The 17,400-nt window shown below is 54.1% G+C and carries 13 protein-coding genes and 2 pseudogenes; 6 read left to right on the forward strand and 9 right to left on the reverse strand.

Features of this window, described 5'->3' with window-relative positions; all coding sequences use genetic code 11:
* The 3 genes and pseudogenes from GSP01_RS10905 to GSP01_RS10915 all read left to right on the forward strand — a co-directional run.
* On the forward strand, positions 1–406 hold a 406-nt coding region (locus GSP01_RS10905), incomplete at its 5' end, for a nitrilase-related carbon-nitrogen hydrolase (protein WP_304363366.1).
* Positions 407–636: 230 nt separating this feature from the next.
* Positions 637–903 (forward strand): annotated as a pseudogene (locus tag GSP01_RS10910) (transposase); the annotation flags it as partial.
* 550 nt (positions 904–1,453) lie between these two features.
* On the forward strand, positions 1,454–2,374 hold the full coding sequence (locus tag GSP01_RS10915; protein WP_141353496.1) for a LysR family transcriptional regulator: 921 nt from the start codon (positions 1,454–1,456) through the stop codon (positions 2,372–2,374).
* Between the two features lie 21 nt (positions 2,375–2,395).
* Here the strand turns inward: GSP01_RS10915 and GSP01_RS10920 are convergent, their stop codons facing one another.
* The 7 genes from GSP01_RS10920 to GSP01_RS10950 all read right to left on the reverse strand — a co-directional run bounded on the left by GSP01_RS10920 (position 2,396) and on the right by GSP01_RS10950 (position 9,099).
* On the reverse strand, positions 2,396–2,806 hold the full coding sequence (locus GSP01_RS10920) for a DoxX family protein (RefSeq protein ID WP_141353498.1): 411 nt from the start codon (positions 2,804–2,806) through the stop codon (positions 2,396–2,398).
* A gap of 178 nt (positions 2,807–2,984) precedes the next feature.
* On the reverse strand, positions 2,985–4,268 hold the full coding sequence (locus GSP01_RS10925) for a carbohydrate porin (protein ID WP_167495532.1): 1,284 nt from the start codon (positions 4,266–4,268) through the stop codon (positions 2,985–2,987).
* Between the two features lie 292 nt (positions 4,269–4,560).
* Positions 4,561–5,148 carry a YceI family protein gene (locus tag GSP01_RS10930; protein WP_174787592.1) on the reverse strand — a complete coding sequence of 196 codons (588 nt, stop codon included), beginning with the start codon at positions 5,146–5,148 and terminating at the stop codon, positions 4,561–4,563.
* A 4-nt stretch (positions 5,149–5,152) separates the two neighbouring features.
* Positions 5,153–5,764: a cytochrome b gene (locus tag GSP01_RS10935; protein WP_141353502.1), complete on the reverse strand. Its 612-nt coding sequence runs from the start codon at positions 5,762–5,764 to the stop codon at positions 5,153–5,155.
* A 4-nt stretch (positions 5,765–5,768) separates the two neighbouring features.
* Positions 5,769–6,386: a YceI family protein gene (locus GSP01_RS10940; RefSeq protein WP_141353504.1), complete on the reverse strand. Its 618-nt coding sequence runs from the start codon at positions 6,384–6,386 to the stop codon at positions 5,769–5,771.
* Positions 6,387–6,530: 144 nt separating this feature from the next.
* A complete protein-coding gene (locus GSP01_RS10945; RefSeq protein ID WP_141353506.1) occupies positions 6,531–8,138 on the reverse strand; it encodes a Na+/H+ antiporter in 1,608 nt (535 codons plus the stop codon).
* Positions 8,139–8,190: 52 nt separating this feature from the next.
* Positions 8,191–9,099, reverse strand: coding sequence for a LysR family transcriptional regulator (locus GSP01_RS10950; RefSeq protein WP_141353508.1), 909 nt, complete (start codon positions 9,097–9,099; stop codon positions 8,191–8,193).
* A gap of 119 nt (positions 9,100–9,218) precedes the next feature.
* On the opposite strand from GSP01_RS10950, the gene GSP01_RS10955 reads away from it, so the two are divergent.
* The gene (locus tag GSP01_RS10955; RefSeq protein WP_141353510.1) at positions 9,219–10,307 is read left to right on the forward strand and encodes an alkene reductase; all 1,089 of its coding nucleotides are present in this window, start codon (positions 9,219–9,221) and stop codon (positions 10,305–10,307) included.
* Between the two features lie 425 nt (positions 10,308–10,732).
* Here the strand turns inward: GSP01_RS10955 and GSP01_RS10960 are convergent, their stop codons facing one another.
* Together GSP01_RS10960 and GSP01_RS10965 are read right to left on the reverse strand one after the other, a co-directional pair.
* On the reverse strand, positions 10,733–11,518 hold the full coding sequence (locus GSP01_RS10960; RefSeq protein ID WP_141353512.1) for a siderophore-interacting protein: 786 nt from the start codon (positions 11,516–11,518) through the stop codon (positions 10,733–10,735).
* A 357-nt stretch (positions 11,519–11,875) separates the two neighbouring features.
* A pseudogene (locus GSP01_RS10965) lies at positions 11,876–12,584 on the reverse strand (transposase); the annotation flags it as partial.
* Between the two features lie 407 nt (positions 12,585–12,991).
* On the opposite strand from GSP01_RS10965, the gene GSP01_RS10970 reads away from it, so the two are divergent.
* Both GSP01_RS10970 and GSP01_RS10975 read left to right on the forward strand, forming a co-directional pair.
* On the forward strand, positions 12,992–16,216 hold the full coding sequence (locus GSP01_RS10970; RefSeq protein ID WP_141353514.1) for an efflux RND transporter permease subunit: 3,225 nt from the start codon (positions 12,992–12,994) through the stop codon (positions 16,214–16,216).
* On the forward strand, positions 16,216–17,400 hold the full coding sequence (locus GSP01_RS10975) for an efflux RND transporter periplasmic adaptor subunit (protein ID WP_141353516.1): 1,185 nt from the start codon (positions 16,216–16,218) through the stop codon (positions 17,398–17,400). Before GSP01_RS10970 ends, GSP01_RS10975 begins: the two co-directional genes overlap by 1 nt.

Genomic DNA, 17,400 nt, shown 5'->3' on the forward strand with positions numbered 1-17,400 from the left:
TACGGTGGATGAGCGCGACATCTGGCAGGCGTCCATGCGACATATTGCCTATGAAGGACGAACGTTTGTTCTCAGTGCCTGTCAGTACATGACGCGCGCAGATGCGCCAGAGCAATATGCCTGTCATCAGGGCAATAATCCGGAAACCGTTCTTATTCGTGGCGGCAGCGTAATCATCAATCCGCTGGGAGAAATCATCGCAGGCCCGATCTATGATCGTGAAGCCATCGTTACCGCCGATATTGACCTGGATGATGTAATCCGGGGGAAATACGACCTTGACGTGGCGGGGCATTACGCCCGTCCTGATATCTTTAATCTGCAGGTAAACAACGAATGTAAATCCCCGGTATCGTTCTCGGCGCCGGAGACCAATGCGTCCATTTTCGAAACCATCCCCGAATGAAATAATTCCGCTCTTGTAGCAGTTGGAGGGGCAAAGAGAGGCTATCCCAGATTTCCCGCACTTTTATTGTAATGCGCGGAGGTATACCTACGCCTGATGAGCTCGTCGAAAATGGCCCATCGGAGAATGCACTCGATCGGAATCTGAACCTGGAGGGTTTGAAAAACCTCCAGGTTTTGAATTCTTCTGTATGTTTCCATTCCTCCGGTTCTAATTGAGAGAATGGCGCTATGAAGCAGGCCGGTTTCTTTGACGTTGAAGAGCGGCTTGCCCGGCTGAATGGGCTTAGTGATCAGCTCGAAGCTTTTTCCCAGATTATGAATTTTGAAGTCTTCCGCCCTGATCTGAAGAAGGCTTTGGTCTATTCAGATGGGAGTAAAGGCGGACGACCGCCATTTGATCCGGTGCTGATGTTCAAAATTCTGGTGATCCAGACGCTAAACAATTTGTCCGACGAACGGAAAAGGTATCTGATTAACGATCGCCTCTCCTTTATACCTTCCTTGGTCTGAGCAGACAGGGCTGTTCGTCCGGACTGTCGGCATCACCCGGGCCACCATGACGATCGGACTGGCCAATATCATCTACAACATGCGCCGCTTCCTCTGCCTGGAGCGGATCAGCACCACAGCGTAGCTACCAAGCGGGTGACGGCCCCCAATCTTCTCAAAACGCAGATCAAAAGCGACCTAAAGAACCGTCAATTAATACGCCAAATGCCAGAAATTACAGGCCAAGCATATCAACCAAGGGTTCTTCGATCCCTCCAGTTGGCTGAGCCTTTTTCGATCTCCAGTCTTTCCAAAAAATCTATACAACGTCGGATGTCGTGATGAATGCAGGGATGTATTATTTCAATGACTTCTGCTTTCCGAAAAACAATTACGACGCCATGTTCAGTGTTTGACATGAAATGTAAGATAGAAAATCAGGGACGAAATATAGAAACAATATAAATTAATTGTTTCTGTTTTTATATATTCTACATATACCTCAATAAGATTCACCCGTTCCCGTGTAGAAAAATCTGTTCTGAGGACTGCTGATATGAGATTACCGGATTTTGAAGCCTGGGCCATTTTTGCCAAAGTGGCTGAACGCGGATCCTTCGTCCGAGCTGCCGAAGAGCTTCAGCTTTCCAAACCAACGATCTCGAAAGCCATCAATCGTCTGGAGCAGTCTCTGGGCATTGCACTATTCAATCGGAATTCCCGGCAGATGTCCGTGACGGAAACGGGCCGCATGCTGCTTGGACATGCCAACCGAATTCTTGCTGAAGCAGAAGCTGCTGAAAGCGAAGCCCGCGGCGGCACTCATCGTCCTTCAGGCCTGATCCGGGTCGCTGCTCCCATGACCTTTGGGATCAGGCATCTCTCGCCCGCACTCCCGGCCTTTTTGGAGAAATATCCGGATATCGACATCACTGTCGATTTCAGCGATTCCCTCGTCGATCTCGTGGCTGAAGGGTATGATCTGGCTTTGAGGATTGCGTCTCTGGCCGATTCATCTCTGCGTGCCCGGCATCTTTGTGGAGTCCGCCTGCTTCTGGTCGCAACTCCAGAATATCTGAATCGTATCGGGCGCCCAAGGCATCCGCGTGATCTCGAAGGGCAGAAAAGCTTCGTTTATACGAATACTTCCGCTCCTGGTACGCTGCGCCTCACCTCCATAAAGACCGGTGAGGATTATGTGCTGTCGCAGGCCTCACGCTTTAGGGCCGACAATGCAGAGGCATTTCTTCCAGCCCTGAAAGCGCATCTGGGGTTTGGTCTGTTTCCAGAATTCATGGTCTGGGATGGCCTACAGGACAGGCGTTTCGAACAGATCCTGCCGGACTGGGATGCCGCGAGTATTGCGCTTTATCTCGTGACTTCCAGCAGTACGCTCCGCCCCTTCCGTGTCAATGCCTTGATGGAGCATCTAGTTTCTGCGTTTGAACATCCGCCTTGGGCCAAAGCGGACGCCTGAGGTCCGACCAGAAAAGTACTCTTATCGACGCAGGGCATCTACAGAGAAACGACCGGCTCCAGAAGCGGCGAGCCCAAGAAGGCCACCTGCGATGCTAAAATTCTTGTAGAAGTGAATCCACATATCGTAACGAACCATACCGTCGAACGTCCAGTAATGATGCCCGATAAAGGCTGTAACGATCGTGTAGATAGCCAGCAGGATGGAAAGCGGTTTTGTCAGGAACCCGGTGAAAAGCGCCAGACCGATACCCAGTTCCGTAATGATAGCGATGATGGCGGATACAGTCGGAACTGGAGCGCCCGTGCTGGCCATGTAGCCTACGGTGCCATCAAAACCCATCAGTTTGCTCCATCCCATAAGGACGAACAAAAGAGCCAGAAGAATGCGTGAAGCGAGAAGGAGCTGATCGCGGAGGAAGGACATGTTCATCGGTTTATCTTTCGTCTTTGCAGGTATCTGACATTCGGCTGGAAGTTTGCGCTTCTGCGTTCCGGGGCCGTTGGTGTCTGTTTTATCTCCGCCGCATAAACGAATAAATGGAAATGATAGAAACTATATGTTTCTTTTTTTTATCTAAATGCGGACTATCTGCGCCACAAACCTGTCATCAAAATCCAATCTGAAGACTCGTCCCAAGAACAACCGCATTATGATAAATACCGGCTGCACCAGGGCGGATAACGTACTGGATGTCGGGCGTCAGAAACGTACCCGAAGCGATATGCGCGCCATATTGAGCTTCCAGAACACCAGTATGGTTTTGGGTGTCTGACAAATGGGCAGCACGTAATCGTTTCCTGAGCCAAGCACTTTGTTCGGACCAGACGAATAACAGCCCGACCCTGTCCTGCGGACATTTTGCCCAGAAGCCTCGATCTTCAAAACCAGCAACGCCCATATCCCGATAAATCGAGATCCGGTCATCGGAATGGGTGTAGTTGAAAAAGAACAGAAGACCGCCGTCTGCTGCTGCTGTCTGACGCAGGAGCATAACGTCACCTCCCGCCCACGCTGCAAAATATCCCCGATGTTCCAGGGGCGCCCCTCCCGACAGGGCGAGAAGGTTTCCCTGTCGATTCAGGGCAATATCCGAAGCCTGTGCGGTAGAGGCATAAAAACCTGCCCTCAAATGAACCGGTTTCTGACTCTTGCCCCAATGAGGAGTCCAACCTGCCTCAACGGGAAGCATAACCCCCGTGACACCATGATCGGACCAATTGAGTCCCGAGGGGCCGCCCAGCGCGCCGCCAACAGCATTGATGCCTGTGCGGAGATAAAGGTCGTGATCCAGACTGAGACTGGCATAGAAGGACCAGTTATTCTGCGGCGGCATGATGAAGGCGCCCTGACTGCCACCGCTTATGGCGCGCGGAGTCGGACACAGGCCGAACGAAAAGAAATCGCAGAAGATCGGCGAAGCATTGAAAAGCATCGCCGCGCCCATCCGGCCTGCCATAAGGTCCAGCCGGTCATGCCACAGCTTCTGTTCAATGAAAGCATATCCGAGATGCGCAATAACATCGCCTCCAGCACCATAGATATTGTTCTCATTGAAAACACTGTCTCCCACATAATCCCGCCCAACAGGACGACCACTCCTGTTCAGGAAAAAGAGATGAGTGCTGAAGCCGTGCAAACCGGCCAGAAGTCCCCAGTCTGCATCAACGCTAACGGATGTTTGCCCGGCATAATCCGCACCTTTCCGCATCCCGCCGGAAACATTTCCAACGGCCATGCCGAAGTAATTCACGTTCAGAACAATTCCGTAGCGTGCAAGAGCTGAACGAATACCCCACCAATCTCCGAGAAGAGCCTCATCATGTTGTACGCCGAGCCGTGTGGCAGGAGTCGATACTTGCAGAATAGGCCATGCTGAGTAAGCGATGGCCATCTTCTGGTCGGCTTGTGCAGACCGTTTCTGACGCTCGTCTTCGGCTTTTATCGACCTGATAAAAGAAGAGGAAAACTCCCACCTTCGCGCCGATATAGCGCTTTCTGGACGCTTTCGTTGGTGATGCAACATCCAGTGTTCATAAGACGTGGCGATACTCTCATCTGACGAACTCTCAGGATTGGCTTGGTCTTGCAAGGGCGAAGCAGCACCAGATGACAGCGCGGTCAGCCCAATACCGAACGCAAATGCCACAATCACCCGTCTACTAAAACTGCTGCAAAAGCCGTCCTTATGGACGCGACGATAACCCAGAGGTCTGGTTTGCGATAACATCGATGCTTACACCCACCTGAAGCGCAACCCACTGTCCGGTGGCCCACGGGCCCTGACCAATGCCGAAGGCAGAGCGGATCAGATCAAGATGGCCTTTGGCGTGAGCTGTCTGACCACTGATGTCGAGAGTGAAAGGCAGAGTTTCGGGCCGGCTGACACCACGGATCGTCAGCGTCCCAACAGCTTCGTACGCATTACCACCTTTGGCCCGGAAGCTACGGGCTTCAAACGTCGCAGTCGGGAAACTGGCCACATTAAACCAGTCGCTTCCCGGCATGGCCCCATCACGCTGCTTGTCTGCTGTCGTGGCGCTTGCGATATCGATCGTGATTTTCGCATGCCCCTCTTCGGGATGGGCCGGATCGAAGGAGATGGTTCCGTCGAATTTTCCGAAATGTCCCGTAAAGGCATTTCCGGTTTGTGTTCCCGCAAAGCCGATCGTGCTGCGAGCAGGATCAATCGTCCAGTCTGCGGCGAAAACAGGTGTTGCGGCCAGAAAGCTCATGGCGAACGCTGAAAAGGCTGCTTTTTTAAGAAAAGCCATGATGTCAGTCTCCGTGTCTGGAAGCAGATTTTCTGCCAATGGCAGGAAGCATCTGTCGCATGATGTTATCGTTCAGAACGAAATGGTGACGAAGGGCGGCGGCGACATGCAGCCCAATCAAGGCCAGCAGAAACCAGCCGCCCCAGTGATGAACCGCTTTTAGTGCGGCTTCGACGGGGGCCTTGTTCTGCAACGTTGAAAGCACTGGCAGATCGGGCCATAGGATAGTGCCGTACAAAAGAGTTGGAATCCCAAGAGTGGACACCGACACCATGGCCCATCCGCTGAGCGGCATGAACATTTGAAGGCCGTATAGAGCTGCATGCGTCAGATGGGCTGCCATGCGCTCGAACCCCTTCATATCACCAGGAAGCTCTGGCGGCCTGTGCGTCAGGCGCCAGACAATCCGTAGCGCAATGAGGACCATGACCGTAATACCGATCGACTTGTGAAGCTGGTACAGCTGAAAAACACGCATCGGATCGAGAGACAGGTGATCCATGACCAGCCCCATGACGATCAGGATCAGGATCCCCGCAGCGATCAACCAGTGAAGGATGATCGCCACGCCCGTATATCGCGTGATCCCGCGGCTCTGCTTTGCGGGCGCTGTCATGAACTCAGTCCTGCTTTTCGAAAGCGCCAGCAATCCGCAGCTGCACGGCATCGCTGACATACGGGACATACATCTTCACGCCGAAATCGCTGCGCTTGATGGTGCCTGTTGCTTCAAAACCGGCTGTATATTTCTTGTCGAGCGCATTCACACCTGCGCCGATGAAATGAACCTTGAGCGTCTCAGGCTTCGTCACACCATGAAGCGTCAGATTACCTGTGACGATGGCGTCAGCCTTGCCCGTGCGGCGGACGGAGGTGGATTCAAACGTGGCGTTCGGATACTGCGCCGCGTTGAACCACTGGTCGCCCTTGAGTTCTTCGGTCAGCTTGGCGCTGGTCGTCTGAACTGACCCAACCGGAATGCTCACGGAAAGATGGGACGCAGCCGGATTTTTGTCATTGAGGTCCAACGTGCCGGAAACGTCCGAAAAGACGCCCTGATAATTGGTGAACCCAAAATGCAGAACGGAAAAGCCAACCTGCGTGTGGCCGGGCTCAACATTATAGGTGCCGGACTGAACTTGTTCAGGGGCAGTGACGACCTGAGCTGTTGCCGGATGCGGAACGACAGATGCAAATGTCAGGGCGGTAAGGGAAAGCAGAAAGAAGGAGGATTTCATGTCGGGTTCTCTGGTCAGAATGAAAAAGCAGGGACCGAGCAACAGGCCCTAAAAGAGCCTGTTGTGCATCCTTGTTGACCAGAAAACTAAGTGAGAATTCCCGAGGAATATATATAAACAACGGAAACTCATTGTTTCCTGTTTTTATGCCATTCCTTCTTCTGGAGCCCCCAGATAACCAGAAGCCTCGATTTCCTGCATATCCATGGCCTGTTCCATTTCCCGCAGAACCCGGTCATGGATCTGCCCTGCATGATGCAAGCGCAGGATTTCCTCCCGCCCCGCTCCTATGGCTTTTAGAACAGCTTCATAATGGGCAATTTCCTCAGGGCGATGCGTCGCGGTATCCTCCGCATACTGACGCGTCACATCCAGACGATAGCGATATTGTTCGAGAAGACGCGGATGGCGCTCACTTCCGTCCGGAAGACGGGACGCCTTTTCAATGGCACGAAGCTGCGCCTCCGCAACCGCAATCCAGGCCCGGTTTTCATCCGACTGGATAACACGCAGTTCTGACGCTCCATTAATCCTGAGCAACCCAATCAAAGGCGCCAGCGTTGTCCCCTGAACCAGGACGGTGACCAGAATTGAGGCAAAGGCGCAGGCAAGCGCCAGATCACGTCCGGGGAACCCTTCCGGAAGCGAAAGAGCCGCCGTCAGGGTCACGACCCCTCTCATGGCTGCCCATCCCATAATCGTTGAAATGGCCACAGACGGACGCGCAAATCGTTCCGGCCAGCGCCGACGCAACAGACCGACAATGCCGTCCGATGCGAACAACCAGACAAACCGGGAGAACACCATTGCCACCAGCACGATCCCGACGGGATAGACAAGATGATGCAGAATATCGGGCGTGCCCCGAAGGCGGCCCAAAACACCCCGAAGGGATAGCCCGATCAGAATGAACAGAACGGATTCCAGCAGAAAGACAAGCACTTTCCAGAATGCATGAGACTGAAGACGTGTCTCCGCATCAAAATCCCTGTGCTGATGCCAGCCCAGAACCAGCCCCGTGGCGACGGTAGCCAGAACACCCGAAACATGAAGATGGTCCGCACCAATATAAGATACTTCGGCCAGAAGAACTGTTGTAATGATAACCATGTCGCTGTCGCGTAACCGGCGGATGACCAACAATCCCAGGAACCCGACGACAAGACCAATCAGCACCCCGCCCACAGAAACAACACAGAATGTTGTCAGGGCCTGAAGCGGGCGAAAGATTCCTGTCAGAGCCGCAACAACCCCAAAGCGGAAAAGAACCAGCCCCGTCGCATCATTCAGCAGACTCTCCCCCTGAAGCAGGGACGTCACACGACCGGGTAACGACAGGCGCTCCAGAGCCGCTTCGGCCGCAACTGCATCGGGCGGAGAAACGATCGCGCCCAACGTGAAACACGCGGCCCATGGAAGAGCGGGCACCACCAGATGCGCCGCCACCCCTACGGCTGCGGTCGTGAACGTCGTGGTACCAACAGCCAGAAGAAGAATACCGGACAGGTTTTTCCGGAACTCCCGCCAGGCTATAAACCACGCACTGCTCATCAGCAGGGGCGGAAGAAAGACAACCATGACCAGTTCGGGGTCGATCGTGACTTCAGGTGACCAGGGCGAAAGAGCAAGCCCCGTACCTCCCAAAATGAACGCTGCCGCAGGAGGGAGCTTCAGTTTCCGCGATAACAGCTCAAGAATCAGGATGACAGTCAGAAGAAACAGAAAATACTCGTAACGCGCCGTATCAGACATGTTGCATCCAGTGCTGCAGCCTGCTCAGGAAGAGAGGGATGTGACTCCGGATCTAGCACATCGAACGCGACACTGTTTCCAGTTCTCTGACTACTCCGGCAACGAAATCCGAAAAAGCCCGCGCCTTGGCACTCGTCAGCCTGCCAGAAGGATAGACGACCCACAGATCAACAGGCGGCAAAGACCAGCCCGTCAGACAGCGGACCACCGTTCCGCGTTCCAGTTCTGGCAGGAACATCCAGTCCGCCGCAATGGTCAGACCCAGATCCGCAAGCACGGCAGCCCGGATCCCTTCGGCCGCACTCAGGTTCAGACGCGAACTCAGTGTTGCGCTTACGTCTCTTCCCTGTTGGTGGAAAACATATCTTTCTCCATCGTCCCGCGCATAGGTGACAGCCTGATGCTGAACAAGGTCTTCCGGTGTCTCCAGAGCCAGGGACTGTTCCAGATACCGGGGCGTAGCAAGAACAGAGCGCCGCCCTCTTGCCATGCGCTTTGCAATCATCGTGCTGTCGTTCAGAGGCCCCACGCGAATGGCAACATCAATTCCGTCCGCCACCAGATCCACACGCCGGTCATCAAGTTCGATATCCATTTTCAGTCGGGGATGTTCCTTTAGAAACTCACCAAGACGGGGCACAATCTGAATCCGCCCGAAGGTTGTCGGAACTGCAACCCGAAGCCTTCCCTGCAAACTGAACGTACTGTCACGCGCTGCGGCATCGGCATCCTCCGCATCGGACACGATCCGGGCCACACGCTCGAAATAGCGTTGCCCTGCATCCGTCGGTGCCAGACCATGTGCAGAGCGAAGTAGAAGCTGCACGCCCAACTGGCGCTCAAGCTGTGCAACGGCCTTTGAGACCGCTGGCTGCCCAAGATGCATCAGTCGCGCCGCCGCAGAAAAAGAGCCACTTTCAACGACCCGTACGAAAACGGTCATGGCCTGAAGACGATCCATTTTATTATTCCATTATGGAATTCTCTCTATACTAAAATGATAACTGCCAATCCAATACGGAAATCTTCATCCTCAGGAACACAGCGCAGATAGCGCGTTTCACACAGGATTTTTTTCCCATGGCCGATCTTCTCTTTTCCCCGAAATTCGTTGGGCCCATGCGGCTCGAACATCGCATCGTCATGGCACCCCTGACCAGAATGCGTTCCAGCATCGGCAATCTGCCCAACGACCTGATGCGCGAATACTATACCCAGCGCGCCACGCCGGGTGGTCTGCTCATTTCTGAGGCCTCTCCAGTTGCCCTGACGGGATATGGCTTTGAACGCGCCGCTGGAATTTACGATGATGCACAAATCCCCGGCTGGAAACGCATCACGGATGCTGTTCACGCCAAAGGGGGACGTATGTTCCTGCAACTCTGGCATGTCGGTCGTCAGTCCGCACGCAGTCTTCAGCCCGACGGCGCTGCACCTCTTGCTCCTTCCGCTATCAGAGCCGACGGCACAGCATGGACACTCAACGGCACAGTCCCCTATGACATGCCCCGCGCCCTGGAACTCAATGAAATCCCATCTCTGATCGATGCCTATCGTCAAGCCGCAGCACGCGCCCTTCAGGCAGGATTCGACGGTGTGGAAATCCACGGCGCCAACGGCTATCTGCCCGACCAGTTTTTGCAAGACGGCACGAACAAGCGCATTGACGCCTATGGCGGCCCGCTCGAAAACCGCGCGCGCTTTCTTCGGGAAATTACTCAGGCGGCGATTGACGTATGGGGTGCCAATCGCGTCGGAGTCCGACTCACGCCAAGTGGATCTTACGGATCAATGTCCGACAGCAACCGACACGCCACATTCAGCTATGTCGCCACGATGCTGGAGACAATGGGGGTTGCCTATCTGCACATCGTTCAACCACGGGTCGGCGTAGATGCAGAACCCGACCCGGTCGATGTGTCTGTCCTGCGTCCCCTCTTTTCCCGAACCATCATCGCCGCAGGCGGTTTCACAGCCGAGAGCGCCGAAAGGCTTCTGGCATCCGGGAACGCAGACCTGATCGCATTCGGACGCGCCTTCATCGCCAATCCGGATCTGGTCTTGCGATTACGGAATCATTGGCCGTTGAACCGATACGACCGTTCAACCTTCTATGGTGGAGATTTTCATGGCTATACGGACTATCCGACGTTCAGTGGAAATTTGTAAATGACGCGCCCTACGAAACTATAACCATTTAAAAATAGAATCCAATCTAGTCAAAAGTCTCATGTCCAGAAGATAATTATTACAACGAGGCAGCTTAATGGTTCAAAAAACCAGTATTTTTGAGGCTGCCTTCGTGTTTCCATTTCTCCTGAGTTGATTGGGATGTGAAGTATGAGGCATTCCGGCTTCTTTGATGTTAAAGAGCGGACCGCCATTCGATCTGTTACTGATATTCAGGACCCTAGTCATCCAGCGAGTGGCAGCTCTCGATCTGCTCAAAACGCAGATCGAAAACGCCCCAAAGAACCGTCAATTAAATCACCAAAAGCCTGGAAATCACGTGCCAAGCGCATCAATTAGCGGTTCTTCGATCCCTCCCTTTGTAGGGGGAGTGCCAGAATCCTTGCAATTCTACCACCTGACGTTCAGCCGGCCTCTCCCACATCCTTGACGGAAGCATCGGCTTGTCCCTTGCTCCAGTAGCCGGATGCTTTGATCCACTGGACTGGAATCCGGCGTTCATCCAGAAGATACTGACGCACGGCTTTTGCCACACGGCTTTCAGCAGCAACCCAGACAAAAGTCCGCTCCGAAATCTCCAGATTTTTCAGAGCAGCAAGAATGTCCGCAGCGTCATCCGCCTGTTTCATAGGTCGATGAACCCAATGAGCAACATGACAGGCTGTAGTGACAAACACCTGTTCGTCCTCCTTCCCTGGCACTGTTACGAGAGTAGTAACCGGCATTTGAGCTGGCATTTCCTCAACGCGTCGCCCGATCGCGGGAAGCGCCGTTTCGTCGCCGATAAGAAGCCAGTGTTCAATTTGTCCGGAAACAATCTGCGACCCACGCGGACCGCCGATTTCCAGATAATCACCAGGTCTGGCAGACCTCGCCCAAGCTGCAGCTGGTCCGCCAGGGTGGTTGACGAAGTCCAGGCATAACGTCCCATTCTGCGGGTCATATTGACGCGGCGTATAATCACGCGGCGTCAATGTCCCATCCGGCCCTGGTACAAAGATCTTAATGTGATCATCAGGAGCCAGACTGGTAAAACCGGCAAGCTCGCGCCCCCCCAGAGTAATACGAATCATGTGGGAAGTAAGATGCTCAACAACATGGACCTCGAGACGACGTCGGACAAGTTCATGTCGCACACGCCGAATTTCGGGACTGGCACCACGATTTGAAAAAGACTGAAAAAGCTTCATGACCATGTATCCCTATCTGCCGGCAAACCGGTGACTGTAGATACACAGACGCACAGGCTGCCAGCATTCTACTGTCAGTTTCTGCGCGTTGTTTCACGTTAACGCATACGAAAGTGCGATCGTACAAAGATCGCTCTTAACCCTCAAAGCAGACCCTTCAGAACCCGAGTCTGTCAACAATTTTCTCGGCATTCTCTTTACCCAATGTCAACACCAATAAAAATAGACAATTTAAAATATTTAAAACAACAAAATTACTTTTGATTAATAACATTTCCCACAAAAGAACATTTATTTAAATAAATAAGAAGATATTGTTAATGGAATTTTTTCTATCCTTTTGCTTAAAACGATATATTACTGCACAAATTTTTCTGCGCTCGCACCAATCATCTTCAACAAGAGAAAACGGCGCATATTTATAGACAATATTGGCCAGCCCGATCCTCATGGTGACCCGTATGATACCGACAGTTCGGATAAAGAATCCCGTCTGCGATTTCTGGTCGGAAAAGAGATGCTCGGGCGTGAGCTTGAAATGCGGCTTTTTCCTGTGAACCTTTGAGACAAAACCCTGCTGTTCCAAGAAATCCTCATTGGCTTTTGAGCGATAGGCCGCGTCTGCCCAAACGCTAGAGGCCGTGTTGGTTTTATCCAGCAGGCCTCTCTCAACAGCGCGCCATCACCGGCAACGGCATCAGTTGTCTTACACTTCCGGATGAACCGGAACTGCCGGTTGATGGAGATGTGTGGCTTGTAGCCAAAGGGCAGGATGGTAAGATTACTCGATGGCATGCTTCCATCATCCTGTTGCTTCGCTTTGGTGAACTTCAGTGTCCAACGCGCATGGCGATCCTTGTGGGACAATTTGGATGACTTACCCTGCCAGTCTTCGGGAATACGCCCTGCCCGGAGATCCGCTTTCTCTGCGTTCGTTTTACACTGCTTTGGAGCAGCCACCAATGTAACATCCAGGATCTGGCCCCACATCGACAGAATAACCAGCCTTACGCAGGGTTGCGCCAAAGCGATTGAACAGACCGTCAATCGCGCAAGCGGCCCTCAACATCAAACAATCCGGACCACTTCATCTTCCAACCCCCACCAATCAAATTAAAAAATGAAATCACAGACATAACTATAGAACAAGATTAATTTTAGATTCCTAAATTTTGTCAAATTATTTTCTTTGAAACCACATAATTACCACAGATAATATCCCTTATTATAAAATATTCATTGGATCCATATTTACCCCAGCAAGCCAGAAACTCTATTTATGAAGATGAGAAATTACCGTTGATGAAAAACAATATTTTTTATTAAAAATGATCGAATTCATATAGATGTTTTGTTACATTCTCAGAAATATTAAAAAAAATCCATAAACCACGATTTAAAAGACGTTGTGTTTCAAGACCCGTATCGTCCCGCTTTCCCTATCCTTGCTACCTTTGTCGGGGACCGAGCTGAATGAATGCCATTGTCGTCACCGCGCTAAGGCGACCACTTACCTTTGTCGTTCTATCGATTATGATCGTGCTGCTTGGCGTGATGTCGATTCTCAAGACGCCCACGGACGTCTTTCCGAACATCAAAGTGCCAGTCGTTGCGGCCATCTGGACTTACCCGGGACTTCTGCCCCAGGAATTTGCAGGTCGTATAACCTATAACTTCGAACTGGCCGTAACCACGACCGTTCAAAATATCGAGCACATGGAGTCCAGCTCCTATTACGGTCGCTCGATCGTCAATATCTATTTCCAGCCCGGAACATCGGTCGGGACCGCCGAAGCCGAAGTATCGGCTATCGCGCAGACCGTGCTGCTCGGGCTCCCGCCCAAAGTTCCGGCACCGATGATCGTGGCCCTGAACCCGTCGCAGGTTCCGGTCATTGCCCTTCAGATGACGTCTGACAAACAGACGCCCTCCGACCTCTTCAAGCTCGGTGTCATTCGCGTTCGTCCGCTCCTCGCCACGGTTCCCGGTGCCATCGTCGCCCATCCTTACGGCGGCATGGACAGCTTCGTCATGGTCTCTCTCGACCAGAAACAGCTTCAGGCCCACCATCTCTCCGCAGCAGACGTTCAGGCAGCCCTGACCGCCCAGAACATTGTTCTGCCAGCAGGTGACCAGAAGATCGACGCAACAGACTGGATGGTTCAGACCAACGCTGCTCCGGAATCCATGGACGATATCGCCAATATTCCGGTCAAGCGCGTTGGCAATGCGGTCATCTATGTGCGCGACGTCGCTTCGGTCTATCGCGGTGGCCATCCCCAGACGAACCTTGTGCTGGTCAAAGGCCGCCAGGGCGTCGAGATGATCACCCAGAAGGGCGGCACGGCTTCCACGCTCGATGTGGTTGCGGCCACCAAGGCCCTCCTCCCGCGCCTGAAGGCGATCCTGCCGCCTGACGTCCATATCTCCATCCTGTCCGACGCCTCCATCATGGTGAAGGATCAGATCAAGGATGTGGTTCAGGAAATGATCACCGCGTCGTTCCTGACCGGTATCGTGGTTCTGCTCTTCCTCGGTTCCTGGCGCTCAACGGTCATTATCGCGACCTCAATTCCGCTCGCCATCCTGTGCTCGATCATCGCTCTTGGATGGGCCGGTCAGTCGATCAACGTCATGACGCTCGGCGGTCTGGCTCTCGCAGTCGGTATTCTCGTCGATGACGCCACGGTGATGATCGAGAACATCGATACCCATCTCGAAATGGGCAAGGATCTCGAAACCGCCATCATTGATGCGGCAAACCAGATCGTCATCGCGACCTTCGTCTCCACGACCTGCATCTGCATCGTCTGGCTGCCGCTGTTCGAGCTGGATGGCGTTGCAGGCTACCTGTTCATGCCGATGGCCCTTGCCATCATGTTCGCGATGATCGCGTCCTTCATCCTGTCGCGAACCCTTGTTCCGACCATGGCGAAGTACCTTCTCGCAGGTCATGTGCATCACCCGGCCGGCGCACCTGGCCCGGATGAAGACCCGTACGGGATTCATGACTCTGCGATCGATATCTCGAATCCGCATGCGACCCAGCGTCCGCCGTCCGGCTTCTTCAGCCGCTTCCAGAAGGGCTTCGAGGCGCGCTTCACCAGCTTCCGTGAAGGATACAACACAATCCTCACACGCTGTGTGGAACGCCGTGGTGCTTTTGTCGGCGTCTTCATGATGCTGTCCATCGCATCCATGGGGCTCTATTTCATCGCAGGACGGGACTTCTTCCCCGAAGTGAAATCCGACGCCCTTCAGATGCACATGCGCGCACCGCTCGGAACGCGTATTGAAGTCGCAGGCCGGATTGCCGCCCTCGTGGATGACCGTATCAACCAGCTTCTTCCGGGCAAGGTCGAGAACATCATCTCGAACTGCGGCCTTCCTGAAGGACCGCATAACCAGGCCTTCATCCCGACCCCCTCTATCGGGACGCAGGATTGCGATCTGACGATCGCCCTGAAGAACTCTGAATCCCCCGTCTGGGATTACCGTGCTCTCCTGCGCAAGGATCTCTCCAAGCGCTTCCCGGGAACGGTCTTCACCTTCCAGCCTGCGGATCTGACAAACAAGATCCTGAACTTTGGTTCCGCTGCTCCCATCGACATCCAGCTTTCCGGCCCGGATGCCATGGAGAACTACAACTACGCCAAGCACCTGATCGGGCTGATTCGCCAGATCCCGGGCACGGCAGACGTGAATATCCAGCAGACAATGTCTACACCGACACTGTTGGTGAATGGCAACCGAACCTTCAGTCAGGCGACTGGCGTGACAGAGAACGATCTTGCAACCAACGAACTGCTGACGCTTGCCGGTTCCGGCGTCGTCGATCCGCAGTTCTGGCTTGACCCGGTCGACAATGTTACCTTCCCGCTCAACGTCTACACGTCACAGGACCAGCTCACCCATCTCAATGACCTGCTGACCATCCCGGTCGACAAGGGAGACGGTGACCCCAACGACAAGACCCAGCTTCTGGGCGCCATTGCCAATGTCGTGGCAGCCGGCACCCCGGGCGAAGTGTCGCACTACAACTCGATGTCCGAAATCGACATCTATGTGAACATCGAAGGCACCGATATGGGTTCCGTGCTGGACAAGGTGCGTCAGGTCGTCGCCCACGACGATCATAACAAGCCGACCTCCGCCGAAGTCGATATCCACGGCCAGGCCACAACGATGGCAGGCGCCTACAAGCAGCTCATCCTTGGTCTCGCGATCTCGATCGTCCTGATCTATCTGCTGATCGTGGTGAATTTTCAGTCCTGGCTGGACCCGTTCATCATCATCACGGCCCTTCCGGGAGCACTCGGCGGCATTGCATGGGCTCTGTTCCTTACACAGACACGCCTGTCCGTGCCGGCCCTGACGGGCGCCATCATGTGCATGGGAACCGCAACCGCGAACTCGATCCTCGTGGTGTCCTTTGCCCGTGAACGCCTCGAAATCCACGGCGATGCGCTTAAAGCCGCTATTGAAGCCGGTTATGGCCGTATCCGTCCGGTCATCATGACCGCACTGGCCATGGTCGTGGGCATGATCCCGATGGCAACATCGAACTCGACCAACGCGCCTCTCGGCCGCGCCGTGATTGGTGGCCTGATCGTCGCAACGATCTCGACTCTCCTCTTTGTTCCCTGCGTCTACGCAATCCTCCACAACCGCACATCGCGTCAGAAGGAAATCGCCTGATGGCTACCTCCCCCAAACTCATCGCCGCTGCGGGAGGGTGCCTCCTCGCGCTCTATGTCGGCTATATCGTGGTTGACCGCATCCATGTCTCTACTGCCCTCGCGGTCGAGACCAAGGAAAATGCTCTGCCCGACGTTGCCGTCGTCAAGCCGATCCAGTCACCCAAGAAGGTCGCCCTGACGCTGCCCGGCAATATTGACGCCTGGTATCAGGCGCCGATCTATCCGCAGGTCTCGGGCTATGTGAAGATGTGGTACAAGGACTACGGTGCCCGCGTGAAGCAGGGCGACGTTCTGGCCGAGATCAACGCCCCGGCGCTTGATGCGCAATACGCACAGGCGAAGGCCGATCTTGCGTCGATCATGGCAAAGTACAACCTGTCCAATGTCACGCTCCAGCGCTGGCAGGCCATGGGCCGCTCCCAGTCCGTCTCGGGGCAGTCTGTCTCGGTCGCACAGGCTGACCAGCAGTCCGCCAAGGCGCAGGTCGAAGCCGCCGAACGGAACGTTGCGCATTTCGAGGCACTCGAACGCTTCAAGACGATTGTCGCACCCTTCGATGGTATCGTGACCTCGCGTGACATCAATGTCGGCGACTACGTCCATGACGGCGGCGGCAATCTCAACGCTGCCGGTGCGGCCTCCGAACTCTTCACCGTGGCTGACGTGCACAAGTTGCGTCTCTTCGTCTCCGTGCCGGAAGTCTTCCAGTATGTTCTTCAGCCGGACATCACAGCCGACGTTAGCGTGCCGCAGTTCAAGGACCGCAAGTTCAAGGCGAACTTCCTGACGACCGCACGCGGCTATGATCCGAACACCCGTACCTCCACCACAGAGTTCGAGATGGACAACCCGAACGAAGTTCTGTGGCCGGGCACCTTTGCTTCGGTGGAGCTCAAGGCGAACAATGAGAACTCGCATCTCTACGAAGTTCCTACGAGTGCGCTGGTCTTTCAGGAAAAGGGCATGCAGCTCGCTGTGGTGCGGGACGACAACACGGTCCATTTCCAGAACGTGACGGTCGGACGCATGGCTGATACGGCAACGGAAATTCAGGCTGGTATCGGCCCGAACGACCGCGTGATTGCCAACCCGCCAGCGGATGTGCTCGAAGGTGACAAGGTCAACGTGACCGTGCCGCAGCGCGGCTACAACCAGTCCGGCTTCGGAAAAGAGAACGAGTAA

This window comes from Gluconobacter sphaericus NBRC 12467 (assembly GCF_006539125.1).
Taxonomy (GTDB): Bacteria; Pseudomonadota; Alphaproteobacteria; order Acetobacterales; family Acetobacteraceae; genus Gluconobacter; species Gluconobacter sphaericus.

Excerpts from the sequence above, each read along its gene's own strand:
- GSP01_RS10915 (WP_141353496.1), top strand. The coding sequence starts at position 1,454 with ATGAGATTACCGGATTTTGAAGCCTGGGCCATTTTTGCCAAAGTGGCT.
- GSP01_RS10920 (WP_141353498.1), bottom strand. The coding sequence starts at position 2,806 with ATGAACATGTCCTTCCTCCGCGATCAGCTCCTTCTCGCTTCACGCATT.
- GSP01_RS10925 (WP_167495532.1), bottom strand. The coding sequence starts at position 4,268 with ATGGCCATCGCTTACTCAGCATGGCCTATTCTGCAAGTATCGACTCCT.
- GSP01_RS10930 (WP_174787592.1), bottom strand. The coding sequence starts at position 5,148 with ATGGCTTTTCTTAAAAAAGCAGCCTTTTCAGCGTTCGCCATGAGCTTT.
- GSP01_RS10935 (WP_141353502.1), bottom strand. The coding sequence starts at position 5,764 with ATGACAGCGCCCGCAAAGCAGAGCCGCGGGATCACGCGATATACGGGC.
- GSP01_RS10940 (WP_141353504.1), bottom strand. The coding sequence starts at position 6,386 with ATGAAATCCTCCTTCTTTCTGCTTTCCCTTACCGCCCTGACATTTGCA.
- GSP01_RS10945 (WP_141353506.1), bottom strand. The coding sequence starts at position 8,138 with ATGTCTGATACGGCGCGTTACGAGTATTTTCTGTTTCTTCTGACTGTC.
- GSP01_RS10950 (WP_141353508.1), bottom strand. The coding sequence starts at position 9,099 with ATGGATCGTCTTCAGGCCATGACCGTTTTCGTACGGGTCGTTGAAAGT.
- GSP01_RS10955 (WP_141353510.1), top strand. The coding sequence starts at position 9,219 with ATGGCCGATCTTCTCTTTTCCCCGAAATTCGTTGGGCCCATGCGGCTC.
- GSP01_RS10960 (WP_141353512.1), bottom strand. The coding sequence starts at position 11,518 with ATGAAGCTTTTTCAGTCTTTTTCAAATCGTGGTGCCAGTCCCGAAATT.
- GSP01_RS10970 (WP_141353514.1), top strand. The coding sequence starts at position 12,992 with ATGAATGCCATTGTCGTCACCGCGCTAAGGCGACCACTTACCTTTGTC.
- GSP01_RS10975 (WP_141353516.1), top strand. The coding sequence starts at position 16,216 with ATGGCTACCTCCCCCAAACTCATCGCCGCTGCGGGAGGGTGCCTCCTC.